This window comes from Morganella morganii, from assembly GCF_019243775.1.
Lineage (GTDB): Bacteria > Pseudomonadota > Gammaproteobacteria > Enterobacterales > Enterobacteriaceae > Morganella > Morganella morganii.
This window is the reverse complement of the sequence record NZ_CP069157.1, coordinates 2,119,760-2,145,197: the sequence shown is the minus strand read 5'-3', so window position 1 is coordinate 2,145,197 and position 25,438 is coordinate 2,119,760. Positions and strand designations below refer to the sequence as shown.

General features: G+C 47.0%; 29 protein-coding genes. 23 read left to right on the top strand and 6 right to left on the bottom strand.

All coding sequences use genetic code 11. The features are described from left to right. The first annotated feature begins 16 nt into the window (after positions 1–16). From JL661_RS10400 to JL661_RS10355, 10 genes are all read left to right on the top strand, one after another. Positions 17–346: a phage tail protein gene (locus tag JL661_RS10400; RefSeq protein WP_004242374.1), complete on the top strand. Its 330-nt coding sequence runs from the start codon at positions 17–19 to the stop codon at positions 344–346. Then, on the top strand, positions 343–1,041 hold the full coding sequence (locus tag JL661_RS10395; protein WP_036423162.1) for a phage minor tail protein L: 699 nt from the start codon (positions 343–345) through the stop codon (positions 1,039–1,041). Before JL661_RS10400 ends, JL661_RS10395 begins: the two co-directional genes overlap by 4 nt. Before the next feature lie 3 nt (positions 1,042–1,044). Next, positions 1,045–1,758: a C40 family peptidase gene (locus JL661_RS10390; protein WP_036421935.1), complete on the top strand. Its 714-nt coding sequence runs from the start codon at positions 1,045–1,047 to the stop codon at positions 1,756–1,758. After that, positions 1,686–2,267, top strand: coding sequence for a tail assembly protein (locus tag JL661_RS10385; RefSeq protein ID WP_205814236.1), 582 nt, complete (start codon positions 1,686–1,688; stop codon positions 2,265–2,267). The genes JL661_RS10390 and JL661_RS10385 overlap by 73 nt, the downstream gene beginning before the upstream one ends. Continuing rightward, the gene (locus JL661_RS10380) at positions 2,268–5,402 is read left to right on the top strand and encodes a TipJ family phage tail tip protein (RefSeq protein WP_004242379.1); all 3,135 of its coding nucleotides are present in this window, start codon (positions 2,268–2,270) and stop codon (positions 5,400–5,402) included. 1 nt (position 5,403) lies between these two features. Then, positions 5,404–5,724, top strand: a complete 321-nt coding sequence (locus JL661_RS10375) for a hypothetical protein (protein WP_004238646.1) — start codon at positions 5,404–5,406, stop codon at positions 5,722–5,724. Then, a complete protein-coding gene (locus tag JL661_RS10370; protein ID WP_004238648.1) occupies positions 5,721–6,407 on the top strand; it encodes a hypothetical protein in 687 nt (228 codons plus the stop codon). Before JL661_RS10375 ends, JL661_RS10370 begins: the two co-directional genes overlap by 4 nt. Before the next feature lie 2 nt (positions 6,408–6,409). Further along, positions 6,410–6,676, top strand: coding sequence for a hypothetical protein (locus JL661_RS10365; protein WP_004242380.1), 267 nt, complete (start codon positions 6,410–6,412; stop codon positions 6,674–6,676). A gap of 112 nt (positions 6,677–6,788) precedes the next feature. After that, positions 6,789–8,339, top strand: a complete 1,551-nt coding sequence (locus tag JL661_RS10360; protein WP_036423168.1) for a phage tail fiber protein — start codon at positions 6,789–6,791, stop codon at positions 8,337–8,339. A 185-nt stretch (positions 8,340–8,524) separates the two neighbouring features. Then, positions 8,525–8,974, top strand: coding sequence for a hypothetical protein (locus JL661_RS10355; protein WP_225310137.1), 450 nt, complete (start codon positions 8,525–8,527; stop codon positions 8,972–8,974). Between the two features lie 88 nt (positions 8,975–9,062). Here JL661_RS10355 and JL661_RS10350 read toward each other — a convergent pair whose 3' ends face one another. The 3 genes from JL661_RS10350 to JL661_RS10340 form a co-directional block, all read right to left on the bottom strand. Then, entirely contained in the window at positions 9,063–9,404 is a 342-nt protein-coding gene (locus JL661_RS10350) for a c-type lysozyme inhibitor (RefSeq protein ID WP_369750087.1), read from the bottom strand. 721 nt (positions 9,405–10,125) lie between these two features. Next, positions 10,126–11,763: a class I SAM-dependent methyltransferase gene (locus JL661_RS10345; protein WP_049243230.1), complete on the bottom strand. Its 1,638-nt coding sequence runs from the start codon at positions 11,761–11,763 to the stop codon at positions 10,126–10,128. Positions 11,764–11,772: 9 nt separating this feature from the next. Next, a complete protein-coding gene (locus JL661_RS10340; protein ID WP_036420633.1) occupies positions 11,773–12,030 on the bottom strand; it encodes a YjhX family toxin in 258 nt (85 codons plus the stop codon). 447 nt (positions 12,031–12,477) lie between these two features. Between JL661_RS10340 and umuD the strand changes: the two genes are divergently transcribed. The 3 genes from umuD (at position 12,478) to JL661_RS10325 (ending at position 15,122) form a co-directional block, all read left to right on the top strand. Beyond that, positions 12,478–12,894: a translesion error-prone DNA polymerase V autoproteolytic subunit gene (umuD, locus tag JL661_RS10335; protein WP_036420632.1), complete on the top strand. Its 417-nt coding sequence runs from the start codon at positions 12,478–12,480 to the stop codon at positions 12,892–12,894. Beyond that, positions 12,894–14,156 (top strand): translesion error-prone DNA polymerase V subunit UmuC, encoded by a 1,263-nt coding sequence (gene umuC / locus JL661_RS10330; protein ID WP_049243227.1) that lies wholly within the window; start codon positions 12,894–12,896, stop codon positions 14,154–14,156. The genes umuD and umuC overlap by 1 nt, the downstream gene beginning before the upstream one ends. Before the next feature lie 381 nt (positions 14,157–14,537). Continuing rightward, on the top strand, positions 14,538–15,122 hold the full coding sequence (locus JL661_RS10325) for a hypothetical protein (protein ID WP_015422657.1): 585 nt from the start codon (positions 14,538–14,540) through the stop codon (positions 15,120–15,122). Positions 15,123–15,219: 97 nt separating this feature from the next. Here the strand turns inward: JL661_RS10325 and JL661_RS18415 are convergent, their stop codons facing one another. Together JL661_RS18415 and JL661_RS18410 are read right to left on the bottom strand one after the other, a co-directional pair. Continuing rightward, on the bottom strand, positions 15,220–15,570 hold the full coding sequence (locus JL661_RS18415; protein WP_247718696.1) for a glycosyltransferase: 351 nt from the start codon (positions 15,568–15,570) through the stop codon (positions 15,220–15,222). A 92-nt stretch (positions 15,571–15,662) separates the two neighbouring features. After that, the gene (locus tag JL661_RS18410; RefSeq protein ID WP_247718659.1) at positions 15,663–16,298 is read right to left on the bottom strand and encodes a glycosyltransferase; all 636 of its coding nucleotides are present in this window, start codon (positions 16,296–16,298) and stop codon (positions 15,663–15,665) included. A gap of 296 nt (positions 16,299–16,594) precedes the next feature. Here JL661_RS18410 and JL661_RS10315 point away from each other — a divergent pair, with 296 nt between their 5' ends. After that, the gene (locus tag JL661_RS10315) at positions 16,595–17,254 is read left to right on the top strand and encodes a DUF4431 domain-containing protein (protein ID WP_225310087.1); all 660 of its coding nucleotides are present in this window, start codon (positions 16,595–16,597) and stop codon (positions 17,252–17,254) included. A gap of 211 nt (positions 17,255–17,465) precedes the next feature. Continuing rightward, positions 17,466–17,897: an antiterminator Q family protein gene (locus JL661_RS10310; RefSeq protein ID WP_015422659.1), complete on the top strand. Its 432-nt coding sequence runs from the start codon at positions 17,466–17,468 to the stop codon at positions 17,895–17,897. Between the two features lie 148 nt (positions 17,898–18,045). Here JL661_RS10310 and JL661_RS10305 read toward each other — a convergent pair whose 3' ends face one another. Further along, on the bottom strand, positions 18,046–18,570 hold the full coding sequence (locus JL661_RS10305; RefSeq protein ID WP_225310086.1) for a hypothetical protein: 525 nt from the start codon (positions 18,568–18,570) through the stop codon (positions 18,046–18,048). Between the two features lie 189 nt (positions 18,571–18,759). On the opposite strand from JL661_RS10305, the gene JL661_RS10300 reads away from it, so the two are divergent. The 8 genes from JL661_RS10300 to JL661_RS10265 all read left to right on the top strand — a co-directional run bounded on the left by JL661_RS10300 (position 18,760) and on the right by JL661_RS10265 (position 25,428). Beyond that, positions 18,760–19,275, top strand: a complete 516-nt coding sequence (locus tag JL661_RS10300; protein ID WP_046024352.1) for a phage gateway protein — start codon at positions 18,760–18,762, stop codon at positions 19,273–19,275. 9 nt (positions 19,276–19,284) lie between these two features. Next, positions 19,285–20,772: a DUF3383 domain-containing protein gene (locus JL661_RS10295; RefSeq protein WP_062771789.1), complete on the top strand. Its 1,488-nt coding sequence runs from the start codon at positions 19,285–19,287 to the stop codon at positions 20,770–20,772. Between the two features lie 15 nt (positions 20,773–20,787). Then, positions 20,788–21,240, top strand: coding sequence for a phage tail fiber protein (locus JL661_RS10290; protein WP_062771786.1), 453 nt, complete (start codon positions 20,788–20,790; stop codon positions 21,238–21,240). A 42-nt stretch (positions 21,241–21,282) separates the two neighbouring features. Continuing rightward, positions 21,283–21,741, top strand: a complete 459-nt coding sequence (locus JL661_RS10285) for a hypothetical protein (RefSeq protein WP_062771783.1) — start codon at positions 21,283–21,285, stop codon at positions 21,739–21,741. Between the two features lie 82 nt (positions 21,742–21,823). Then, on the top strand, positions 21,824–23,794 hold the full coding sequence (locus tag JL661_RS10280; RefSeq protein ID WP_062771780.1) for a phage tail tape measure protein: 1,971 nt from the start codon (positions 21,824–21,826) through the stop codon (positions 23,792–23,794). Further along, a complete protein-coding gene (locus JL661_RS10275; protein WP_036418368.1) occupies positions 23,791–24,330 on the top strand; it encodes a phage baseplate protein in 540 nt (179 codons plus the stop codon). Before JL661_RS10280 ends, JL661_RS10275 begins: the two co-directional genes overlap by 4 nt. Then, positions 24,327–24,620: a phage baseplate plug family protein gene (locus tag JL661_RS10270; protein WP_036418366.1), complete on the top strand. Its 294-nt coding sequence runs from the start codon at positions 24,327–24,329 to the stop codon at positions 24,618–24,620. Before JL661_RS10275 ends, JL661_RS10270 begins: the two co-directional genes overlap by 4 nt. Next, positions 24,613–25,428: a baseplate hub protein gene (locus JL661_RS10265; RefSeq protein ID WP_004237444.1), complete on the top strand. Its 816-nt coding sequence runs from the start codon at positions 24,613–24,615 to the stop codon at positions 25,426–25,428. Before JL661_RS10270 ends, JL661_RS10265 begins: the two co-directional genes overlap by 8 nt. The last annotated feature ends 10 nt before the right edge of the window (positions 25,429–25,438 follow it).

The following is a 25,438-nucleotide window of genomic DNA, read 5'->3' as shown; positions in this document are numbered from 1 at the left end:
TTAATGGAACCGATAAATGGATGAATTTAAATGGCGTCCTGAGGATGCCTGCCAAATTAATAATGAACCGAAGGTCAGGGTTGCAAAATTCGGCAATGGCTACGAGCAGAGAGCCAAAGACGGAATCAATAATCAGCTTAAAACATATAACCTGGCATTCATCAAACCGGTTTCTGTCGGACGTGAAATAGATAATTTTCTCAGTCAGCGTGGGGCCGTGGAATCATTCCTGTGGCTGACAGGGGATGACAGAACCCTGCGGACATTCGTGTGCCGTAACTGGCAGGTAACGAGGAAACAGTCTGTCTGGCAGATTGATTGTGTATTTGAGGAGGTGGTTGCGTGAGAGATATTCCGGCAGATATGCGGATTGCGGTTACTCAGATTGAACAATCAGCAATGCTTGATTTGTATGAGGTGGATTTAAGTCGCTTCGGCGGGAATGTATACCGCTTTCATGACGGAATGAACGGCCTGTTGAAACCGGTGATTTGGCAGGGTAACCGATATGATCCGTATCCGGTTCAGGTAACCGGACTCAGCATGACAGCGCAGGGAGCGTCAGCAAGGCCGAAGATGACATTCGCCAACATTGATGGGTTGCTGACTGCAATCAATAACGATTATGACGACGCACTGGGGGCGATTGTTACCAGACGGCAGGTTATGGAGCAATATCTTGATGCGGTAAATTTTCCGGATGGAAACAATCAGGCAGATCCGTCCCGTGAGGCTGTACAGAAATTTGTCATTGAGCAACGTGAAAATTCAGACTCAGATTTCGTTACATATGTGCTGGCGCTGCCGACAGAAACAGATAATGCACAAATTCCCGCCCGGGTTATTCAGGCTGATATATGCCCGTGGCGATATCGTGGACAGGATTGCGGGTATGACGGGCCTCCTGTCGCAGACGAAAAGGATCAGCCGACCAATGAACCGACAAAAGATCAGTGCTCTCATAAGTACCGTGGCTGCAAACTTCGCCACTCCTCAGTATTGCCGTTCGGTGGGTTTCTCGGCTCCAATAAACTAGGTTAACCCATGATTGAAAGTAACATTATCGCACATGCAACAACGGAAGGTGTGAGGGAGTCGTGTGGGCTGGTTTCAGGGGGAATTTATTTCCCGTGTACCAATATTCACCCTGACCCGGAAAATTATTTTGAAATCAGCTCAGAGGAATGGTTGAGAGCTGAGAGTCATGCAGAAGTGGAAGCTGTCGTGCACAGTCATCCGGCTGGACTGCCATTTTTAAGCGCGGGCGACAGGGATATGCAGGTTAAAACCGGATTACCGTGGTGGCTCGTTTGTGATGACCGGTTACTGAAATTTAATCCTGTTCCGCGATTGCTGGGGCGTGAGTTTAATCACGGTGTGCAGGACTGCTACAGCATTATCCGGGATGCTTACCATTTGTGCGGCATCAGTCTTGATGACTTTGAGCGACATGATAATTGGTGGTACACCGGTGACAATCTGTATCTGGATAACATTTCCGGACAGGGTTTTTATCAGGTTGATGAAGTACGGGATGGCGACGTTATTCTTATCTGCCTGGGTACATCAAAACCTTGTCATGCAGCGCTATATATCGGTAATCAGGAGATTCTTCATCATCGCCCTGATCGTTTGAGTAAGCGGGATGTTTACGGTGGCTACTGGTTTAAATTCACACACAGCATATGGAGGCACAAACAGTGGTCAGACTACAGTTTGCTGGCTATTTACGCCGATATGGACGCCGGTTTGAATTAGAGGTCAGCAGTGCAGGTGAGGCGTTAAGATGTCTGTGTTATCAGATTGACGGATTAAAACGGGAAATAAACCGTGGGCAGTTCAGGGTACGCGTTGCCGGTCATGATATGACAGAGGACTGCATAGTGGCAGGATTACACACTCCACTTAATGACAATGATGTTATCACGATAGTGCCGGTTATAGGTGGCGCAAAATCAGGTGGCTTCCTTGGCATTATCGGCGGCGCAGCGCTAATTGCCGGGGCATTCTTTATTCCGGGCGGTTTTCTGGCAACGATGACATCGACGGCTATGTTTGCTGCTGGTGTCGGAATAGCGGCAGCAGGGGTGGCAACGATGCTGACAAGAACACCGGGCGCACCAAATTTCAGTGAAGGCAATTCAGAAAGTAACCAGTATTTCAGCTCACTTTCCAACAGAATCGGGCAAGGATATCCCGTTCCGCTTTGTTATGGAGAGATGGTGGTTGGCTCAAATGTGATTTCACAGGGGTTGGAGACAGTATAAATGGGCAAAGGTGGTGGTGGCGGAAGCACGCCGAGTCTGGTTGATGACAACCTGAAAAATAAGCAGTTTCTGAACATTATTGATTTGGTGTCAGAAGGTCCTATTGAAGGACCGGTTGGCGGAATGCAGGGATTCCTGCTGAACGGAACGCCTATAGTCGATAAACAAGGTAATCCGAATATTCGCGGGGTCGAAGTTCAGTGGAGATCGGGTACGCAGTCTCAGTCTCCGCTCGATGGTTTCCCGTTTGTTGAGAAAGAAATACCTGTAAACGTGGAAGTGAAAAAAGAAACACCGATATTGCGTACGGTATCTGATCAGGAAGTCGATCGCATTCGCTTTACATTAGGTGTTTCGGCGCTGGTAAAACAGGACAACAAAGGCAACCAGGAAAACACTTCTGTTCAGATGCTTGTCGAGATTAATGCTGGCAGCGGATGGGTGACAGAAAAAACAATCACAATAGGTCCCGGGAAAATAAGTGGTCAGTACCTTGAATCACATATTATTAACGCGCCAAAGCAAAAGCCGTTTCAGATAAGAGTATCGCGCCTCACTGATGACAGTAAAAGTGACCTTCTTAAAAACGGGACGGTGTGGGCCAGCTATACAGAAATTACGGATGCTAAATTTTCATACCCAAACTCCGCTGTGGTTGGTATGCGCATTGATAAATCTCAGTATGGTGACACGCCTAAACGTACATATCATATCAAAGGGCTGATTGTTCAGGTCCCGGATAATTATGACCCGGAAACCCGCAGCTATAACGGTATATGGACGGGGAGGTTTAAGCCTGCATGGACAGACAATCCCGCATGGATTTTTTACGATCTGGTGACCAATGGGCGTTACGGGATTGGTTCCGTGATGGGGCGTTTTGGTTGTGACCGGTTTGCTTTGTATGCGATAGCCAGGTATTGCGATGAAATGGTTTCGGATGGGTTTGGCGGCAAAGAGCCACGATTTACTTTCAATGCCTATATTACCTCACAGCGGAAAGCGAAAGACGTTATTGATGATTTGGCATCCGTATTTCGCGGAATGCCTTTATGGGATGGAGTGCAGTTAACCTGCTTTCAGGACAGGCCCGCAGATCCGGAATGGACATACACAAACTCAAATGTTATCGGCGGGAAATTCAATTATACATCAACAGCTAAAAGTGCAAGGCATAATGCAGTTGAAGTTTCATGGATTAACCCGGATAACGGCTGGAAGGAAGAGAGGGAGTTTATACAGGATGATGGTCAGATCATAAGATTTGGCGGACTGAATGTTAAGAAAGTAACGGCTTTCGGTTGCACCAGCAGGGGGCAGGCTCATCGTGTTGGTAAATGGATTCTGGAAACAGAGAAGCTTGAGACTGAAAGTGTAACATTCACGACTTTCAGGGAGGGTATTAATTGTCTTCCGGGTGACATCATTGAAATAGCGGATGATTCATTTGCGGGTTCAAAAGTCGGTGGCCGGGTTTTAGATGTTGTTGGCAGCAGAGTAAAAACAGATGCACCTATAAAATGGTCTTCTGGTGATAAGGGATATTTTGCTTACCTCGGCGGCAGCGGGAAGTTCATCAGAACAGAAATATCATCAGTAGATGGCGACATTGTTATCCTGAAGAGCGAACCAGCCGGACTGCAAAAATTCGGTGTGTTTTCTGTATCGAAAAACACGCTGATTACGCGAATGTTCCGGGTACTGACTATTACTGAAGATAAAGACGGGAACTATCAGTTTAACTGTATTCTCCATGAACCAAAAAAGGAGCGCATTGTAGATGATGGTGTTAATTTCACCGGTAATCCGTCTGCACAAAATACGGTTCGAATCCCTGACATTGAACGCCTTTCCGTAGCTTATATCAATGACAGCTCTCAGGTTCAGGCCAGAGTTATGTGGGCCATGACAACAGCTAACCGCAATATTTCTTACGTTGTTTCTGTTTATAAAGATGACAAGGTTGTCCTTACTGGTGAAACGTCTGATCTTGAATATTATTTCAACGGATTGGCCGCTGGGGAATATCTGGTTGGCGTACGCGGCAAAGATAAAAATGGAATGCTGGGAAGCGAGTCGAAAGTGCTGATGGTTATTGGTGCGCCAGCGGCCCCTTCGTTTATCAGCGTTGAGTCAGGCTTCTTTGAGGTGAAATTGATACCACATATCAGTGCCCCGCACACACTGAATACTGAGTTTGAATTTTGGTTTTCCGGCGAGCAAAGAATTACCAACATTAATAACATTGAACAGGAGGCTGAATTCCTTGGCAGAGCAAAAGTATGGTCAAAAGGTCAGTTAAAGCCCGGACATGATTACTGGTTTTATATCCGAAGTATTAATGAGTATGGTAAATCTCATTTTATTGAAGAAAAAGGTCAGTCCAATAACCATGCGGATGAAATATTCGATGTAGTGCAAAAAGAGCTCGAAGACTCAGCCATCATTAAAGGCCTGCAGTCTCAGGCGAATGATAACTTCGAGGCCATTATCAACAACGCCAATAACGTTTACGGTCAGTGGGGTTACTGGCAGCGTGAAAACGGTGTTATGAAAGCAGAAATCATCGATGTCCGCAACTACACGGTTACGGAAACAACGGCACTTGCGGAGAAACTGGACGCGGTACAGGTTAAAGCAGAAGACGGACTGGCGCTGGCGCAGAACTCCATCCGCGCGCAGTGGGATATGGCATCCGGTCAGGCATCCGTGGTCCACGATATGAAAGTCCGGATCCGTTATAACGGTGAGGATTATTCCGCCGGTATGGTGATCGGGGCTGAGCTGAAAGGTGGTCAGGTGAACACCCTTATCGGTTTTAACGCTCAGCAGTTTGCGTTTTATAATCCGGTGAAAAAATCGATGGACATGTTCATGTACATGAAGGACGGACAGGTCTTTATGCGTGAGGCGTTCATTAATCAGGCATGGCTTAACAGTGTGGTTGTCACTGACAAAATGCAGTCGGAGAACTATGTGCCGGGTAAACAGGGTTTTATTCTGGATGCAAAGGCTAATAAATTTGAGTTCTTTGACGGAACAACAACAAACGGTACCGGTATTACAGCGGGCGGTATTAAAGTATATGACAATAACCGGCTGACGGTCATTATTGGTGATATATCGGGGTATTAATATGGCTCACGGGATTATTGTATATGATGATCGCGGTAATAAAATATTAGATTCCGGTAAAAGACTCGGTCGGTTCGTCGGCTGGCATGATATTAATCCTGCACCGGTCGGTCAGTTTAAATACAGCTGGGATCACCGGAACCTGCTCCCTATGGGGGAGATTTTTGTCTGGGTTAATCCGAGCTTTTGGTTCAATCATAACGGCTGGTGCGATTGCCGGGTTGAAAATGGCGTTATTATTTTTGAGGGTAATTTAAGGCGAAACGACGAACAGAGAGCCAGGGAAACTTATATGCGTATATTATATGGTGTAAAATCATGAAACACGGTTTTATATGTTTTGGTGACACCGGCCGGATGCAAATTGACGGCACTAATATAGCGTTAGGGCTAATCAGAAAACAGTCGTTTCATTGTCCGAAAGTGCAGGATGCAGGACAGGGAACCATTAAAGAGGTTTATTTTCCTGCCAGAGTTCATCCGAAAACACAAATGATCGCAGCCAGAGCATCATTCTGGGTCAGAATAGGCGGTCAGGCGTTTGACAATACGAATAACAATGCTTTTGTCTCGATGCCTTTCCGCGACGGTCCCGGCGGAAATATAGAAATCTGGGAGTTTGGCAACGCTCCTGTTAAGGTGCGTAATCAAAAAACGGGAATAGTTGTGATAAACCCGCTAACCAATCAGGTGGTATATAATACTAACTGGGGCGTTGCAAATATACTGCATGTTCAGCGGCTTAAACTATGGCCTGATACAATGTGGTCTATGACAATGCCTAATAATGGTAATAACTGTGCAGTTGTATTTGGCGGTGGTGCTCAGAAAAGAACAAATTATGATGAATATATGGAATTCGAGTCTTATTTCTGGCGAATGAACGGTTCTAAACTGGAAGTACGTCTGTTGGTTGATACGTATTCCAGACCGCATGCATCACAATCTTTTAAATCATGTGATATACCGCTATATATAATGATAATAGATACAACGGGGATATAAGAATGAATATATCAAAATTAATCACATTAGCTGCAATAACTACGCTGACAGCCTGCAGCCATAACGTATACACCAAACCAGTGGATTGCACCGGGCATATGTTTGAGGGGCTGGATAACCGGCATTATTCAGCTAAGCTGACAAAATATGCGCCGGACAGTAAACGGTTTTTCAGTACAGGTGATCCTGTTCTGGGTTTGCATGGCTGGATCCGCATGGATACGTTTGACAAAATTACATGTGTTAAAGGCAAGAGTACAGAGGACTGATTATCGCCGTTACCGTCGCTTACTTCGATCCGCAAAACTAAAATCAAAATAAATAATCTCCTCCAACAACCGCTCCGGCGGTTTTTTTTCGTCTGAAATTTAAGGAAACCCCATGATTTACACCGACGGCACCATAGCCATTAATGCCGGTTCACCGATTGTGACCGGCACTGGTACGCAGTGGAAAAAGAACATTCACGGTGTGGCCCCGGGCCAGCTTATCAGCATCGAGAACGGTATAGCACCGGTCAGCATGATGATCCGCGCGGTAAACAGTGATACCGAACTGGTGTTGTCATTCAATGCCCCGGTAACGCTCAGTGGTGCGAAATACTCCATTGCCACCACAGTCCCGGATACCATTTCGGATGCAGCCCGCACCATGTCAGCCAATCAGGGCTATATCGTTTACTTTCTCCAGGCAATGCAGCAGTGGATGACAGACACCGGCCAGGTGGAAATTGAGTTGCCGAACGGGCAGAAGGTGACACTGGAGGATGTAAAAGGGCTGGCTTCGAGGGAATGGGTCGGGGAGATGCTGTATAAGCCAAATTCTGCTGTTACCCGCGTACAAAGTCCGAACAAAAGGAATGTTGTTCAGCTGGAAGACGGGGGAACAGTCGGTTTTAAAGACACCGTCACAGACAGATATCGTTTTGCGTTGATTTCGGATGGCTCCACCCGCTGCTTTAGTGACGGAGAATATACAGGACTGGATTTAGTAAAGATCGATGGCCGCTATGTGCGACTGGAGACAAATCCTCATGCGGGTACAGCATCAATGCTTAGCATTGTGTATCGGCAAGCTAACGGCGAAAACCAGCACATTGTGACGATACCATATGACACCGGCGTAGTTGCGACTCGCTCCTGGATTCAGCAGGCAACCGGATGGGGGTCAGTATACGCGGACTATCCTCCGTATATGACAAATTTCACTAATACCAATTTGCCTAATGGTATGTATAGATTTAACCAGAACAGTCAAAATCCCCCTTCTGTCATAGGAGACAGATTTGGAAGCGTTATAACAACTAGGTATTCCGGGGATATTGGACAAAGGATAGTCCTTCCCAACTACGGCGCGACGCACATGGCGATACATCGGTATACTGGTTCTGCATGGGAATCGGTAAGGGTGTTGACATCCAATATGTATATCGTAGACGGCAGTGGATATTATAAAAAATCGTCGCCAATCGTTCAGATTTACCCTGATGGCCATTACGACACCAACGACGAATCCGAAGGTGCTGAAGTCAGCCGCACCGGCACCGGCCAATATCACATTACCGGCATTCTTGGTTATAACTCAGATGGTGCCTGGGGTGTAAACGGTGGTATATCAGTACCGAAAGACAATAACGGCCTTGAGTTGGTTTATGTCGATGACAGGGTGCAGAGTGACGGCAGCCTGATTATTGAAACCTGTCACCGTCAGCATGCGCATTTGCCGGAACGTTTCCAGAACTGGCGGCTGAAAGACGTCACCCCGGAAGGTGAGCGCATCTTTTATCAGGACGGTGAACTGTGTGACCTGCCGGAATCCACCCGTCTCGATGTACGTGTTGAAATGCCGCAGGGCTCTGTGTGGAATGTGAAACAGCGCGAACTGGCTGAACAGATGGAGCGGGAGGCACAGGAAATAGCGGAGGAGAGATAACAAAAAGTTCATTAATCGTTTGATTTTTGCGACCAAATAAAAATAGGTGGTGTATATCTGTTTGTTTTTATTTTGGATGTTAACTGTTTCTTAAAAAAGAGAGCACTAGGTCTTGATTTCAAATTTAAGAAATGAATAATTATCCGCACTTTTTTACATATGGTTACTATTTCAGAAATTAACACATGATGAATATAGCTACTTTTATTAAATTAACGTTTGTCACCACTTGTTCAATGGTATTAAGTGCTTGTAATAGCCTTCCGCATCAGTACTCAACATACGATACTTTATCCGGAATCATTGCTCCGACTGGACAATATAGTGAGTGGTATACGGATAGTGATAATTATGCCTCCGGAAATAGTGATACTCAGGCAAGCAGAGATTGCACGGAAAGTGAGGCAAGAGAACACCATGCTAATGGTGTAACCACTGTTCGTCAAAGCAACTGCAATGGTAGCAGTCAAACTCATAGTAACAGTCGTAGCCGTAGCCGCTCCAGCCGTGTCGGCTTTAGTGTGAGTGGACCTGTCGGGGCTGGTTTGGGGTTGATTGATCAAATAAAAGATATTAACAAATCTCACAATAATGATGTTATTGGTAAAGATATGTTTAATGAGTTCGGTTTTTGATTAATATTCTTTTAATTTGCTATTAAATTTATTTTGGTTGTCACGTGGGGACTGGATACAGTCCCCCTTGCTTAGATAGAAATCTATATCAATCTGCATTACAATCTGTTAATACAGCTTTATCATTCCCTTCAACTAAATTTGCGTTATTACCTTTTGTATAAAGTTTGTATGTGTAATTTTTATTCATGGCTTCATAGTTTGCGCCTGAGGCCATTTTCATTATTTTCATCGGAATCATTTCGTTCATTTGATTGATAATAGCATAGCTATCTTTTTCTGTGTTGACATAGATAACTTCCATTGTCTGATTATTTGCACAAGCATAAGACACTTTGGTAATTTCATCACCTTCAGCTGCAGTTGAGAATCCGGAGAATAAAATCCCTAAGCTAAACATGGTGGTAGTGATCAGTGATTTCATATATATCCTTACATGACATTAAGTTAGAAATATTGATAAGATCTTCTGTGCTATCTGTATAATTTTAAAATAGCAGCCTTAATTACAAATAAGATTTATCTCATTTTTTAATTTTTTTGTTATCATTGCTCGGTTATTTAACCTGAAAATATTATTATCGCAGGACAAGTGTGCAATATGTAAAATAGTCTATATGAAGTGATGTTACGAATAGTGTGATAATCATTTGGTATATAACGATAAAGCAATGCTGTGTTTTATTTATTAATATACTTTATTTTTTGGTTAAAATAGTGATTTGAGTTGTTGGTTGTTATTTTTTAAGTGAAATGTAATAATATTGATTTGGTCAGATGAATAGTAAATATAATGTTATTAATGGTTGTGGTGTGATGATGTATAATAAGTATAAATATACAGATATTAATTTGATGGAGGAGTGTAAGATCTCAATGAAAACAGAATGCTAACCGTTGGTGGTAGGATAATCAGAGGGGGTGGACAGAGGAAAGCAATATCTACTTCCGATCAGGTTAATCGTTAAAAATAAATTTATAACTTATTAAAATATATAAACAAAAAGTAGTAAAATGCTGCGGAGCTAATCTCAAAAAGTGTGTGGAACTGAAACGGGTGTGCTTACACTTCGTAAGCCAGTTTATAGGGAGCAGATTAATGCAAAGAAGAAGTCCCGGTATTTCCGGAAAGAAATACCGGGAGTCTGTTGTTACCTGGCGATCAGCGCGAACACGCCCCAGCCAAAGTATTCACGCGCGTAGGTCACGTGACGTTTTGGCGAGACCGTTAGCTCAGCCCTGACTTCTGCCGCGAAGTCGTCGTTAGGGTTGGCCTCCAGCCAGTGGCGCATGGTCAGCCATTTCGCGGCTTCATACCTGTCCCAGCCTTCCTGGTCTGCCAGCACCATTTCCACCACGTCGTAGCCGAGGTAGTCGAATGCGCTGATAAGTTCAGGCAACATCAGGAGATCAGCTATTGCGCTGACGCCGCATGCCTGCGCTATCTCTTCTGTTGAGGGTAGCTGACGCCAGTAGGGTTCCCCGATAAGCATGATCCCGCCTGGCTTAAGGCTCTGCGCCAGCAGCTCCATCATCCCGGTAAATCCACCGGCAATCCATGTCGCACCTACGCAGGCGGCCACATCGAATTTCTCTTCTGCCACATACCCAGCGGCATCGCTATGTATGAACTGGACCCGATCACTGACACCAAGTTCTTCCGAGCGCCGTCTGGCCTGCTTGCTGAACAACTGGCTCATGTCGATACCGACTCCGGTAATCGCATGATCCCGCGCCCAGGTACAGAGCATTTCCCCCGAGCCGCTGCCGAGGTCAAGAATGCGGGTTTCCGGCTTCATGCGTAGCACACGGCCCAGTGTGGTGTACTTCTCTTCGGTGAACGGGTTGTGGATACGGTGTTTGCTTTCACTGATGGTAAAAATACGTGGGATATCCAATGCTGAATTCCTTTTATTGTGTTGAGTATTAAGAGGAAGCTCCCCTGAGGTTTTTGCTTTTTCAGCCAACAGAGCAAACAGCTTCCCTTCAAATGTCTCGCTGACTGGCCAGTCGTGGCCTGCAGGGGGAGGAAGCAGGGTAAATCCGGTATTATTGAGCAGGCTGACGTATTCTTCATCGCGCCAGGCCGTCATTTGGCTGCCGAAACGAGTGGTGTGACCGTTTGCCTCTATAGCCCAGAACTGCGTTGAGCTGGTCTGCTCTTCTTCATCCCAGCTATGTTCCGTCAGCAGCAGATGAGGGACGCCCAGAAAAAGCCCATCCGGACAGCGTTGCCAGCTCGCTTCAGCCATTCCCTGACGCTTAACTTCTTCGAAAGTATGGACTTCAGTGAGCAGCCTGCCACCCAACTCCAGCCACAGCGCGCAGCGGCTGACTAGTAAGCGTGCATCCGCAGTGCTGAACACATTCAGTTCCCCGAACGTCATCATGATGAAATCGAACGACCTATCCGGCCAGTATGCGCGGATATCCTGCTGAATATAGTCGATGTTCAAATTGGCATTTTGTGCCTGCTGGCGGGCCCAGCTCACTGATGCTGGTGAGAAATCCACGCCGGTGCAGCGAAATCCGCGCTCCGCTAAGCGGTGGGTATAAAAGCCGGGACCGCAGCCGAGATCGAGGATGTGTGCGCCAGGGGATAACTGGCTGGCGATCCACTCTACCTGCTGCTCAATGATCTCCTGCCTGCGGCTGGCCCAGTCGTGATCCTGCGACAAGTGGTTCGCCAGCATGCGCTGGCTGAATGCTGGTTCATCCCAGGGAATTTTGCTTTCATCCGCTGAAAGCCGGACATATCGGGATGCGTAAATAAGGGTATTAATATCCATCATGCCTCCTTAGCGGTTATCAAGCTGTGCGCGAACGTTATTCAGCCCGGTAGTGTTGATGCTGTACGGCTGACCGTTAACGGACTTGATAAGTTTTTTGGTTTTGAGTTTTTTGAAGGTGGCAAGGGTGCAGTCGGTAAGCAACAGCCCTTCGCGGGTGTAGCATTCAACGGCGATGAGGCGGCCAGACGTATCTCGGACTTGCGCGATACGACTACCTTTAGCGAGAACGTGTAAGGTACGTTGTTCCTGACGGGATAAATTCATACTGGAAAACCTGTTTAATCATCATGTGCAAAACGTGCAAACACATAGCGGTGTCCGCATTCGATTTCGGCGCATTGATAATCAGTCCGGCCTGAAAAGGTCGGTAAGCTGATTATCGGATGATTACATTCTCCAGCATCAAAGCCTCGGGTTGAGTTGAAAGGTATTTACAGAACGAATGTTAGCACACAATTTAAATATGGGTATGTACCATACGATAAAGTGTGATTTATTTCATAAAGCTCCTTTTTTTTAACTTTGGCCTGCTCCCCATTGATTCACACAGAATGCTGTTAGCAATATTCGTTCTTCGCTTATAGCGGACTGCCCGATTTGATTTCAACGAGTAAAATATGTGACGCATAAGATTAGTAAAAATCAGATTGATGAGACGGTCAAATTTCTCTATCATTAACTGTATATATATACAGTTAATCGGTTCTGAGTATGAAACTTGTCAAGATCAACGATGATACAATTCTGACATTGCCTCTGTTCCTGGAACATGTCCCCGCTGGGTTCCCGTCACCGGCGACGGACTATATCGAGGAACGCATAAACCTGAACAGTGAACTGATCCGACACCCGGAAAGTACCTATTTACTCAGGGTTGAAGGTAGTTCGATGATAGATGCGAATATCTTTGACGGTGATGTGGTTATCGTGGACAGCGCGGTAACTGCGGCAGAGGGGGATATTGTGATTGCCAGTTTTGACGGAGAGTTTACTGTCAAAAAATTGCAACTGTCACCGGTACCTATGCTGATCCCGATGAATCCGGATTATCAGCCTATCGTAATCAGCAGTGAACAAGATTTACAGATTTTCGGTGTGGTCACCTACATCATCCATCGGGCGCAGTGATGTTTGCGCTGGTGGATGTAAACAGCTTTTACACCAGCTGTGAAAGAGTATTCCGGCCCGATCTGACAGGTAAGCCGGTTATCGTCCTGAGCAATAATGATGGCTGCGTGATCGCCAGGTCAGCAGAGGCGAAAGCCCTCGGCATCAAAATGGGGGCACTGTATTATGAGTGTCGCGATTTTTGTTATAAAAACAATGTGACAGTATTCAGCTCAAATTATGCGTTGTACGGCGATATGAGCAGCCGTGTGATGACATTGCTCTCATCTTTCGCACCCGCCACAGAAATCTATTCTATAGACGAAGCCTTTCTCGATTTTACCGGCATGACCAGGATATTCAGCCCGGAAGATTACGGCTGTGAGATACAGGCTGCTATTCTGCAGAAAACACACCTTCCGGTCGGTGTTGGCATTGCACCGACAAAGACACTCGCAAAACTTGCCAACCATGCAGCAAAAACATGGAAAAAAACCGGCGGAGTGGTCGACCTTTCTGATAGGCTGCGCCAGCGTAAGTTACTGGCACTGATACCGGTCAGTGAAGTGTGGGGTATCGGTCGGCGAATATCGGCCAGACTGAACACCATGGGGATTCGCACTGCATTAGATTTGGCGAACGCCGCACCGGCGACTATCCGTAAAACTTTCGGTGTTATTACTGAGCGTACGCTGCGGGAACTGAACGGAGAACCCTGCATCAAGCTGGAAGAAGTCAGAAAGGTGAAACAGCAGATCCTCTGCTCCCGATCATTCGGTACCAAAGTGACGGATATTGTCACAATGAGAAAGGCCGTGTGTGAATATGCCGAGCGGTCAGCCGAAAAACTCCGGGAAGAAAAGCAGCGCTGCCGGATGATCGGGTTGTTTGTGCAGACCAGCAGGCACGCGAACGGGCCGGATTATGCGAACAGTGCAAATATTTCACTCGAGTATCCCAGCTGCGACACGCGGGACATCATCAATGCTGCCACGAGAGCACTGGATAGTATCTGGTGTGACGGGTACCGGTATTATAAGGCGGGCATCATCCTGTCAGATTTCACTGATTCAGCCGTCACTCAGTTCGATATGTTCGCCACCAGGCAGCCATTCAAAAACAGCGACGAGCTGATGAAGACCATCGACACAATAAACAACAGTGGGCTGGGCCGTGTGTGGTTTGCCGGTAAAGGCAGTGACAGCGGATACAAGATGAAGCGCGAAATGTTGTCACCGGCATACACAACAAATTTTAGTCAGTTGCCGGTGGTAAAAAGTTAATGTAGTCCCAGTTAGACAAAGAGTTGTCGCAAATATGCAAATTGTTTAAATGATGGGTGTATAGCTGTTGGTAGAAGTGATGGGACATATTTGGGACACAAATGGTTTAAGATGTGCTTTATACCTTTTCAATCTTTTTAATTGTTGGGATGTGAAAGCGTGATTTAATGCGGTATCTAATTGATTAAAAAACAAAACTACTGACTTGTAATCAGTAGGTCACCAGTTCGACTCCGGTAGCCGGCAACAAGAAAAGCCCGCGATATCTTTGATATCGCGGGCTTTTCTTGTTGCCGCCTACCTCAAATGTTCACACCGTTTTGCTTTCCTTTGCACCACCTGACGATTAACATTAGGGAAACTGATTATTGGAGTAGTGTGATGGCTAATTTGAAAATAACTGTTGTCTGTTTAGTGGCATTATCTCCCTTATTATTCTTGTCTGATGCTTTGGCTAAAAATTGCAAGAAAGGAATTCCCTGCGGCAACTCATGTATATCAGCAAACAAAGTTTGCAGGATAGGAACAGCAAACAGTTACAGCACAAAGAATTATAGTAATAAATCCATATCAACTAATAGTAAAAAATCTCTGCACGGCTCAACAGTGGCAGCAACAGGCGGAGTAAGCGCGGCATCATTGGCTGGCAGGTCTTCTGGCAGTGGCGGTTCAATCGGTTCTGGTGTTGCTTATAATTGTATTTATTCTAAGGCTGTGATCGTTGGTGATGCCATGGGCCCTATGCAAGGCCGATTTCACTCCACGGTATCATTGAGCAACTCAGCATTCACTGCGTTCAGGCCTGACGGCAGTAAAATCTCCAGTCCGAAGATGAAAACAAAAAAGAATGGTTATTACTTTGAGCAGGATGATAAAACTGTTTATGTCATGTCAGTGGATTATAAAGAATACGCTGTTTCAGATTTCAAAACTAAAACCACTGAGCAATGGGCCGAGTGCCAGTGATAGTGAAATAATATTGTGATATTGTCATGTGAATTTATGAATACTAAATAACTATTGATGGTGTATCGGCTGTTTGTGGCTGAAAAATGCAGAGTTATCATTTAAATATATCCGAAACCCTTGCAAGATATTTATCTTCATAAAACGGTGAAATGGAGTTTTTTATCACGGTATGATTTATTTCTGTTTCCCCGGAAACGATTTTATTCAGAATGTCAGCGAGTTTTTTATTATCTCCGACAGGATATAATTCACCATTTACATACGGACGAATAATATCTGCAGGTCCTGTCGGACAGTCTGAACTGACAGTATAAATACCATAGCTGTTTGCCTCACACAGCACCATCGGCAATCCTTCGTATGCGGATGTTAAAATAAGCGCAGAGACATTTTTTATTTCTTGTTCTATGTAATTCCACGGGCTTGATTGCCAGCCATGCCAGATGATTTTATCGTCTATTTTCAGATCGTGAGCCAGGCTGGTTAATTTTTTTTATTTCGGAGTCATCGCCGGAGCCGACGATATGCAATTTCCAGTCACCATGAACACCGGATAATGCGCTGAACAACTCCCTCATGTTTTTTTTGTCCTCCGCACATTAAGCGACCGACATATAAAAAATTTATCGCATTGCCACAGCTGATTGTTCCAGATTGTTCCGGAACCGGGTTGTAGATCGTATAAATATCCGCAGGGTTGATACCCATTTCTGATAACTGAGTTGCTATACCACTACTGATAGACAGGTGTTTATCCGTCAGCCTGATATATTTGGCTTTATATGAGCCGGTGACAGAGAAATGATTCCACGAGAACAATGGAATTCTTTTAAATGCGAAGCGCAAAGCCAGTCTTGAAATATAACAACCAACAGAATCAAAGGCAATGACATAATCCGGATTTATTTTTTTAATAACAGAAGCGAATTGACAGGCAAAATAAACTCTCTTCAGCTTCCCGTTTTTTAGTGATGAACTAAAGCGTGTAAACGGGTTATTACCGAGCCACGTATCGTCAACACTATTATTCAGTTCATTAAAAAAGACGAAAGATATCTGATAGTTTTTCCCGGATTCAGTCAGTAATCTGCTGAATGTACTGAATACGGTTTCCATGCCGCCAAAACCGCTGATGTTACGACCGGCAATGATGATTTTGGTTATGTCAGACATGCTGTCTCTTTCCCGTGAACTGAGGTGGTACAGACAATTTAACATAAGTATCATTACTTACCAAAACTAATCGGCAGCTTGATTTTTTTAGGTAGTCATTATGATAAGGTATCCATGCTTAAAAATAAGTCATACGGATATTATCTGTGACCTGACCTGCGTTAAATGTGATTTCTCCTGTGGCACAATAACGGAGAGTTAAGGGATAACAGCCGCTGATGTCTGGTTTTTATCTTTGTAAGCTGTCACCGGGAAACAGAAGGTCTGGTATGAAAAAAGTGGTGGTTATATCCTGTTTGCTATTTTCATCTGCGTCTTTTGCAGTCAGCTTTGATTGCAGTAAAGCACAGAGTAAAACAGAAAAACTGGTGTGCGATAGTCCGTCATTATCTCAGGCAGATGATGAATTATATGCAGATTACCTGCAGGCAAAAAAAATCACCGGAAACAGTGATGAGTTTAGAAAAATTGTCAGAGAAAACCGGAAACTGAGATTACAGAATTGTGATACAGAAGCATGCCAGCTGGAATGGTATAAAAAATCATCTGTGCTGTTCCGGAATATTGCTGACAGTAAAAATCCGGCGTCAGCGCAGATATGCTACGAGGACGGGCAGCAGGTGACATTAACCGGTACACTGAAACGTGTTGTATTTCCGGGGCCGCCAAATTATGAAAGCGTGGAAGAGGGCGATGAACCGGAGCCGTATTGGGTTCTTTTTACCAAAGCACCTTTGACCTGTATAAAAGACAGTCCGGACTGGGGCAGTAATGACCAGTTTCAGTTGATAGTAAGAGGTGATTTTTACAGCAAAAATCAGCATTATCTTAATCAGCAGGTCTCTGTTACCGGCGAAATGTTTTATGCCGAAACCGGGCATCACCATACACCGGTACTAATCGATGTGACGGCAATAAAAGGCGTGAAGGTTATTTCACCGTCAGATAACCACTAATTCTGTGTTTCACTGATAGTTGCTCCGGATATTCACAAGGCTAATCTCCCTGTTATTTCCGGAGCAGATTAACATCATCCATAAAAATACTGTATATTTATCCAGCCCCCTCTCGGGCGGGCTTTTTCTGTCAGTGTCCCGGCGACCTGAGCGGGCACTGAAGAGTAGCTGATACCGGGAAATAAATACGGATACTATACAGGTGAATATTATGAGCAGAGACATTCAGACGATACTGTTGCACTGGGGCGGTTGGGCAGCGGGTGGTCACTGTGCGGGCATGGGCTGGGCCCGTGTTTCATCCGGATTCCGGGAACTTGCTCAGAACAGCAGTAAACAGAGACCCTCATGCAGCGATGAGGATGGCCGGGTTATCGATCGTTGTGTATCCATGCTGGGGACGGCCGGTCTGGAACGTGAACGCGACTATATTACGGATTATTACGTGAAAGGGATGAGCAAGCGGGCGATCGGGCGTAAATATAAAGTCCGCGAGGATGAAATCCGTAAACAGGTACAGAGCGCGGAAAGCTTTATTTTTGGTTGTCTGGAAACACTGGCAGTGCAACTGGATATGGATAGTTTATATAAAGCCTATCCTGATGTCCGGAGCACATTGGTGCGGCCGCAAACGGCATGCTAATCTGTAAAAAATAACGAATTACATATTGAAAGGCATTCAGATTCTGAGTGCCTTTTTGTCATTATGGCGGGATGTTTTTCCGCAGTCCGGAGCACATTAGTGCGGCCGCAAACAGCATGCTAATCTGTAAAAAATGACGAATTGCATCTTACGGTGAAGGATATGCCGCGCAAAAGTCGTCGCCGGTTTCTTTCAGTTCAGTCAGTTCATAAGCCATGACGTCTTTGTTATCTTTAACGGTATGATAGCGGGATTTGAGTTTTACTATCAATGAATCCGGAACAACATCATTGTCATCAGGATCACGCTTTGCACAATAAAAATAAAACATCGCTTTTTGCAGCACAGAAACCGGTAATACATCGTAATGGCCGGATAAATACTGAATAACATACTCACGGTGTTTATCTGATGACAGCAGTAAATATTCCATACATTGGGATTTAAAATAATCATTACTGATTACCGGTGATTCCATTATTTTTTTCCGGAATTCACAGGATAAATCAGGGTCACGTACAGAAAGCGCATCCAGATAAAAACCCGCTTCTTCTGCACCCTCGTCTTCACAATCCCAGTTGAAATATAACGGGTTGATATAACCTTGTTTCAGGTACAGCGCTAAACCATCAGCCAATTCCTGTGTTGATTTACTGTTGTAATCGTTATCCATGATGCCGGTTCCGGTTTTATGGTATATGGCGGATACCATTAATATACGGTTTCCTGACGGAAATTAAATCATTATTTATCTGTCATTATATCACTGCACCGAAATACGGTGTGTTCAGCCCTGCCTGTGAGCAGGGCTTTTTTATGGCCGGACAGGAGGCAGAGAGTATTCACAGGCACTGAGGTAAGAATGAATGATAAAGACATTGAATTAATTATTTATAACCAGCTGGTTACTGAGCTGAAAAATCACGGTATTACCACGGGCGTTAAGGCGGGTTTCTTTCCGGAAAATCATATCTCCGGAGAGGATTTTATTGCCTTTTATCCTGTTGGTGAGACACCGGCAGGATGGCAGAAACGCAGTTATGCCGTCCGCGGGCAGAATGCCAATCATACCGAAAGCCAGATAACTGAAAAAAAATACCAGGTTCAGGGGTTTATTACTGAATCTCAGACACATACCGCCGGTGATATTGTGGCCGCAGTCAGGATGATTGTGAATTCACTGCCCTTTACCGGTGTGCTGAATAAACAGGGAGTCGGCGTTCAGCGCGCCGGTGCTATCCGGGTGCCGTATCTGGCTGATGACCAGGGGCATTACAGACAGGCACCTTCTTTTGATTTCAATGTGACGTTTACCCGTACACTCCGCCCGGAGACCGGCGTTGTTTCAGCGCTGTTCCCGGATATTTACTGCATATAAGGTTTTACTATGCCAATTAAACAAACACGCTATGTCGATATCGCCTCTGCGGTCATCGGCGCTTCTGCTGTGCCTGAGCGTAAGCTGACCGCACGGTTATTCTCTGCTGATCCGAAAATTCCGGCCGGTCATGTCCTTGAATTTGCGCCGGGGCAGGTTGATGAACTGCTGGGGGCGAATTCACCGGAAGCTCAGTTTGCCCGTCAGTATTTCAGTTATGTCAGTCCGGCACCGGTCAGTAAACCGAAAGCGCTGCAAATTGCCGCATACGCGCCGGTCGGACGCACACCGGCACTGTTCGGTATCAAAGCGGCCGCGCTGGCTGATCTGACAGCCGTCACAGACGGCACACTGTCCGTAACCATCGGTCAGACCACCAAAAACTATAAGGATCTGGATTTAGCGGCGGCCAAATCCTATGCCGATATTGCCTCACTGATCCAGGCAAAACTGAATGCTGAGAGTGAGCCGCAGTTCGCGGGCAGTTATCTCACTTTTAATGCACAAAAGAATGCGTTCGAACTGAACGGCGGTGTACAGGAGCATGTCTCCGCCGGTGTGGCGTATTCCGTTCTCGCGGATGCCATGGGACTTTCTTCCGGGCTGTCATCAGAAGGGCATCCGGCGCAGACACCACTGGAAGCTTTTATGGTGGCAGAGCAGGTATCTGACTCATTCGGCAGTGCGACGTTCCTCACTGAATTACCGGCGGAGCAGGCTGTGCCGCTGGCGCAGTATGTCGCCGGTGAGAATGTGAAATATCAGCTGCATCTCAGTGTGTCTGCCGACAATGCAGAGGAATTAAATTCCGCGCTGGCAGGAACGGCATCTGTTGGTCTGAACCTGAAAACGGACAATGGTTACTTTATCCAGGCGCTGCCGATGGCAGTGATGGCAGCGACCGATTATGACCGGACGAATGCTGCGACAAACTACATGTTTCGTCAGTTGGGTGTGACTTTCCCGGCACAGGTGACCAAAGACGCGGATGCGGATCGTTTCGACAAGCTGCGCGTGAACTATTACGGCGAAACGGCGGTGGCCGGCTCGCAAATCCGTTTTTATCAGCGCGGCTTCCTGTGCGGCGGAGTATCTGATCCGCTGGATATGAGTGTTCACGCCAACGAGCAGTGGCTGAAAGCGTATATCGCACAGCAGTGGTTCAGCCTTCTGCTGGCCACCCGTGGTGTTCCTGCCAATAAAGACGGTGAGGCGCAGGCACTGATGGTGATTGCCGGTGCAGTTACCAAAGCGCTGGATAACGGCACTATTCTGGCCGGTAAGAACCTGACAGAAGTGCAGAAAATCGCGGTGGCAGATGCTTCCAGTGATGATCTGGCCTGGCACGATGTACAGGACAAAGGTTACTGGTATGACGCGAAAATCACCGAAAACACCGGCAAAAACGGTTTGCCGGAGTATGTCATGAAATACGTGCTGATTTACGGCAAAGGCGACTGGGTCCGTAAAGTCGAAGGCTCACATAACTTAGTGTAAGTAAGGAAGAAAAATATGATTGAAGTATCAGCAACCGGTCTCGCGCTGGTGGTGAAAGCCAGCAAAACCTTTCCGTCCGGTATTCTTATCACCGCGTTTGCGGATGATGCAGATCCGCTGGATTTCCCGCCGACCGAAATCGTTAAAACAGGCATGGATATCAACGGTAACCTGCTGAGCTGGTCAGCACCGGCACCGCAGACGGTAACAATTAACGTGCCGGCGGGTAGTGAGGAAGATCAGAACCTGGCTATCCTGCTGGACGCCAATACGGCGAAAAGAGGCCGCCGCGCCGCTGGGGATAATATCACGATGGTTGCCTCTTACGGCAACGGTTCGACCACCACCGCCCGTAACGGCCGTATCACCAACGGCAGCCGCGGAAGCTCTGTTGCCGGTGTGGGGCGTCTGAAATCGAAACAATACACATTTGTATTCCAGGATTTTGATTTTACACGTAATCGTTAATTCTGAGCGGGCGAAAGCCCGCTTTTTTTACGGGAAAAAAATATGCTGATCAAACCTAAAGAAGTGGCGGTAAAAGATGCTGATGGTGTTGAGAAAACATTCATTATCAGCCGTCTTCCGGCAATTACCGGGCGGGAAATTCTTGCCAAATATCCGCTGTCCAATGCGCCGAAAATCGGTGACTACGAAGTCAGTAAAGATGCCATGCTGAAAATGATGGCCTATGTGTGCGTGCCGGTCAGCGGTGAAGAGCTCCCGCTGAAGACACAGGCTCTGATTGATAACCATGTGCCGGACGGGGAATCACTGATCCGCCTTGAGCTGGAAATGCTGAAGTACAACACCAGTTTTTTCGGCAAAGGCGGGAGCCGGGGTTTCCTCCCCTCCCTGCTCAGCAGGGCAGGCAGTTCACTCCCGTCGGTTATAAAAACGCTGATAGCTTCTTTGCAGTCATCATCAGCGAAAAACTCGCCACCCTCAGCGAACTCAAAACCTCAGTAGATCTGGAGGAGGCACTGGATCTGTGGGAAATCGCCATTACCAACAGATATAACGAAGCGCTGGCCGCTTTAAAGGATAGATAATGTCTCTGACGGAAACCTTTGTTCAGTTAATTGAATCTGATATCAGTCAGACAAACGGCGCACTTGATAATCTCCGGCGTTCCACGGATGACATCGTTGACGATATAAAACAGGCGCAGCAAAACACGCTGACGTTCGGTAGCCTGCTGAAAGAGATGTGGCCGTGGCAGGAGCAGGTAAGCGGCGGACAGTATATTGAGTTTGAGAGTAACGCCGGGGAAGTGACAAAACAGACCGGTGAAATGAGTACGAAACTGAGTGCCATTGTGACCTCGCTGGTACAGTTTACCGGCGGGGAATCTGACGCTGTATTTAAGGCGCTGAAGCAGAATTATGATGACCTGCAGAACAGCATCTCTGAAACCCGGCGCACCGGCGAGGCGGCAGCGGCGGCAGAAATAAGTGCCCAGAAAAAAGTACAGAGCGCTCTCCGTGATTCGGATGCCGCCTGGCAAGGTGCATTTGATAAAGTTGCGGCACTGGCGGAAAAATCCCTTAATTTCGCCGGTATTTCAACGACAATCACCGGACTTATCAGTGATGCGACAGCCCGCGCCGCTGAAATTGAATCCATTGATAAACTGGGCAGAGAAATCAATATCACCACGCAGGATGTGGATGCGTTTTCCGGCTCGGTCGCTGCTCTCGGCGGAACCCGCAGTGCCGCACAGGCCGATTTATCCGCGATGGCAAAATCATTCGGTTTTGCCGGGGATTCGATGGAAAAGGTGTTACAGACTGCGGATAAAGTGCAGGGCATGTCATTCGGTGAGGCCAAAAAGACACTCGGCGGACTGGGAGTTGAGGATAACGGCACCATTGAGCTGCTGATGAAAGGACGGGAAGAGTTATCCCGGATGATGGAAACGCAGAAAGACTATGGCGGTATCACCCGAGAAAGTATTGAGCAATCCATCAGTTTTAACAATGCCATGCTGAGCCTGGAGCAATCCGCCGGCCTCCTGAAAAACAGCCTGATGGGTATGCTGATCCCGGCGCTGGCTCAGGGGCTGGACTGGCTGGAAAAAATCGTTGTTTTTGCGAAAGAAAACAAAAATTTTGTCACCGGCTTTTTTATCGCGGTGGCTGCCGTCGTGACAGGCAAATATGTTCACGCTATGAAACTGGCACAGATCAGTACATGGACCGCCATGCTGCCGGTTATGGCGGTGGTGGCGGGGATCCTTCTGCTGGCGGCGGTTTTTGCGCTGGTGTATGACGACATCATGAATTTTATCGACGGTAACGACTCGATGATCGGTCGGATACTCGACAGTTATCCGGGGCTGAAAGCGGTCATTCTCACGGTGTGGGAGGCATTTGTCGTCCTGTTTGACTTCATTATGTCGGTGATTGGCGTTGTGGCGGATATTGTCGTCGCGGCTTACAACACCATGAACACGGCACTCAATGAGTTTATTGACTGGCTGACTGCCAGTATTCAGGGGGTGATGGCCTGGGGCGCTGAATTTGAAGCGGTCTTTGATACCGTGTCAGATGCGGTTGTCGGTATCTTCACATGGCTGTGGGAGCAGATTGAAGAGATCCTCGGCTGGATCAGTAAAGGGATGGATCTGGTCAAAGAGGGCTGGAGTACAGTGAAAGGCTGGGTCGGTATGGGGGATTCGGCAGAGATTGAACAGAACGTTAACCGTACCGTGACCACGAAGGGCAAACTGGAGTACAGCATCCCGGAAACCCCGCCTCTCAGTGAAGAGGAAACACTGAAACTTGCCGGACAAATCACCGGCCATGTCACCACGCTGGCGGCTAACCCGATGGCATCCCTGACCAGCGGAACGATCAGTAATCAGTCTGCGGTCAGCAATGAAAATATTATCTCTGTCGGTGAGATCAGTATCGTTGCCAAAGACGGTGATCCGCAGACTATTGCGGCGGATATCGTTGAGGTGCTGCGGCAGCACATCGAAAATATGGGACATGAATATAATTCGGGGATGGAGAAATGATAACAGAAGTCAAAATCTTTGATGTGAACTCATTTGCCACGCTGTTTGATTCAGCAAGCCCGGTAAAACTGACAGTCTCTGATACCCATAAAGCCACATCGTTTCAGGTGGAATCCGGTGAAACCCGCAGTGATCATGTCGTGGTTAATGCGGTGACTATCAGTATGGATTTAATGCTCACCGGCGAAACAGAAGATGAGTTTAAGGCAATGCAGCAGGCGTATGACTGTCACAAGCTGGTGTGTATTCAGACCAGGGTGAGAGCCTACGGGCCGATGCTGATCACCTCTTTTACCCATGATGAAAATCCGGAAATGGCTGATGGTCTCAGCCTCTCGCTGACCTTTACCGAGTGGCGGGTGATTGAACCGGAATACGGCGAACTACCGCCGCGCAAGGTGGTGAAGAAAAAGCAGAGCAGCACAGTGAACAGCGGCAAAGTGCAGGCTCAGACGGCGGCACCGCCACCAGCGAAAAAAAGTTCTGTTGCCGTAAAACTTGCCGGCGGGGCTGCCGGTAAACCGGGGGGCAAATGAAAATTATACCACTGAATACCGTGCCGAATCAGCGCCTGCGGGTCACGCTGAGTGAACAGGAATGGGAACTGACAATCAAAATTGCGCACGGAGTGATGTGCTGTGATATCCGCTGCGATGATGAGATTGTCGTGCAGGGAATGCGGATGCTGCCGGAGCAGCCTCTGATCCCGTACCGCTATCTTACGTCAGGCGGCAATTTTACGTTACTGACCGGCGGGGATGAATTGCCCTGGTGGGAACAGTTCGGAAAAACACAGACACTGGTCTGGCGGGGGGATGATGATTGACTTACGCAGGATCCGCTGTGCCATCGAGGTTAACGGCCGTCTGCAATGGTATGAGGGCATGCGCATGCATGCTTCGGGCACGAAATACGCCAATCCGTTACAGAATGACTGTTCATTCAGCATTGATGGCCTGAATACACAAACCCGCAACATGCTGCTGACGGAAACCAGCCCCTTTACGGAGAGCAAAACACCGCACCGGATTATTCTGGAGGCCGGGCGGCGCAGTACCGGTGTATTCCGCATCTTTACCGGCGATATTGTCAGCGCGGAAATCGCGTCACCGCCGGATGTGACACTGACGCTGAAAGCCAAAACCGGCAATGCCGGCACCCGCGATATTGTGACTTCCGGGGGGCAGGCGATGTCAAAAATGAGTGAGATCGCTGCAAAAATCGCAAAAGACTGCCACGTTTCACTGGATTTCCAGGCGACCGATAAAAATGTCGCTAACTGGTATTTTTGCGGTCCCGCGCTGAAGCAGATTGAGCGGCTGCAGGACGCCGGGAATGTGAAAGCCTTTATTGATGACGATGTGCTGTATGTGAAAGACAGGGATAAAGCGCTGTCCGGCAAACTGCGTATTCTGAGTCAGAAAACCGGCATGATCGGGATCCCGAAAGCGACAGAGAAAGGGCTTGAAGTGTCATATCTGATCGACGGTGAATCCTGCCTCGGCGGTATGCTGCGGCTGAACAGCAAATTCAACCCTTCGCTGAACGGGGATTACATCATCGAGCAGCTGAAATTCGATATCGCCTCACATGAGGATGCCTTTTTTTATACGGCAACCTGCAAACGGGCCTGACGACACGGGC

What these genes read in the sequence shown, in the direction of transcription:
- JL661_RS10380 (WP_004242379.1), top strand. Translation starts at nt 2,268, where the DNA reads ATGGGCAAAGGTGGTGGTGGCGGAAGCACGCCGAGTCTGGTTGATGAC.
- JL661_RS10360 (WP_036423168.1), top strand. Translation starts at nt 6,789, where the DNA reads ATGATTTACACCGACGGCACCATAGCCATTAATGCCGGTTCACCGATT.
- JL661_RS18410 (WP_247718659.1), bottom strand. Translation starts at nt 16,298, where the DNA reads ATGTCTGACATAACCAAAATCATCATTGCCGGTCGTAACATCAGCGGT.
- JL661_RS10375 (WP_004238646.1), top strand. Translation starts at nt 5,404, where the DNA reads ATGGCTCACGGGATTATTGTATATGATGATCGCGGTAATAAAATATTA.
- umuD (WP_036420632.1), top strand. Translation starts at nt 12,478, where the DNA reads ATGAAACTTGTCAAGATCAACGATGATACAATTCTGACATTGCCTCTG.
- JL661_RS10305 (WP_225310086.1), bottom strand. Translation starts at nt 18,570, where the DNA reads ATGGATAACGATTACAACAGTAAATCAACACAGGAATTGGCTGATGGT.
- JL661_RS10340 (WP_036420633.1), bottom strand. Translation starts at nt 12,030, where the DNA reads ATGAATTTATCCCGTCAGGAACAACGTACCTTACACGTTCTCGCTAAA.
- JL661_RS10300 (WP_046024352.1), top strand. Translation starts at nt 18,760, where the DNA reads ATGAATGATAAAGACATTGAATTAATTATTTATAACCAGCTGGTTACT.
- JL661_RS10400 (WP_004242374.1), top strand. Translation starts at nt 17, where the DNA reads ATGGATGAATTTAAATGGCGTCCTGAGGATGCCTGCCAAATTAATAAT.
- JL661_RS10390 (WP_036421935.1), top strand. Translation starts at nt 1,045, where the DNA reads ATGATTGAAAGTAACATTATCGCACATGCAACAACGGAAGGTGTGAGG.
- JL661_RS10310 (WP_015422659.1), top strand. Translation starts at nt 17,466, where the DNA reads ATGAGCAGAGACATTCAGACGATACTGTTGCACTGGGGCGGTTGGGCA.
- JL661_RS10265 (WP_004237444.1), top strand. Translation starts at nt 24,613, where the DNA reads ATGATTGACTTACGCAGGATCCGCTGTGCCATCGAGGTTAACGGCCGT.
- JL661_RS10385 (WP_205814236.1), top strand. Translation starts at nt 1,686, where the DNA reads ATGGAGGCACAAACAGTGGTCAGACTACAGTTTGCTGGCTATTTACGC.
- JL661_RS10285 (WP_062771783.1), top strand. Translation starts at nt 21,283, where the DNA reads ATGCTGATCAAACCTAAAGAAGTGGCGGTAAAAGATGCTGATGGTGTT.
- JL661_RS10280 (WP_062771780.1), top strand. Translation starts at nt 21,824, where the DNA reads ATGTCTCTGACGGAAACCTTTGTTCAGTTAATTGAATCTGATATCAGT.
- JL661_RS10295 (WP_062771789.1), top strand. Translation starts at nt 19,285, where the DNA reads ATGCCAATTAAACAAACACGCTATGTCGATATCGCCTCTGCGGTCATC.
- JL661_RS10275 (WP_036418368.1), top strand. Translation starts at nt 23,791, where the DNA reads ATGATAACAGAAGTCAAAATCTTTGATGTGAACTCATTTGCCACGCTG.
- umuC (WP_049243227.1), top strand. Translation starts at nt 12,894, where the DNA reads ATGTTTGCGCTGGTGGATGTAAACAGCTTTTACACCAGCTGTGAAAGA.
- JL661_RS10365 (WP_004242380.1), top strand. Translation starts at nt 6,410, where the DNA reads ATGAATATATCAAAATTAATCACATTAGCTGCAATAACTACGCTGACA.
- JL661_RS10370 (WP_004238648.1), top strand. Translation starts at nt 5,721, where the DNA reads ATGAAACACGGTTTTATATGTTTTGGTGACACCGGCCGGATGCAAATT.
- JL661_RS10345 (WP_049243230.1), bottom strand. Translation starts at nt 11,763, where the DNA reads ATGGATATTAATACCCTTATTTACGCATCCCGATATGTCCGGCTTTCA.
- JL661_RS10355 (WP_225310137.1), top strand. Translation starts at nt 8,525, where the DNA reads ATGATGAATATAGCTACTTTTATTAAATTAACGTTTGTCACCACTTGT.
- JL661_RS10290 (WP_062771786.1), top strand. Translation starts at nt 20,788, where the DNA reads ATGATTGAAGTATCAGCAACCGGTCTCGCGCTGGTGGTGAAAGCCAGC.
- JL661_RS10270 (WP_036418366.1), top strand. Translation starts at nt 24,327, where the DNA reads ATGAAAATTATACCACTGAATACCGTGCCGAATCAGCGCCTGCGGGTC.
- JL661_RS10325 (WP_015422657.1), top strand. Translation starts at nt 14,538, where the DNA reads ATGGCTAATTTGAAAATAACTGTTGTCTGTTTAGTGGCATTATCTCCC.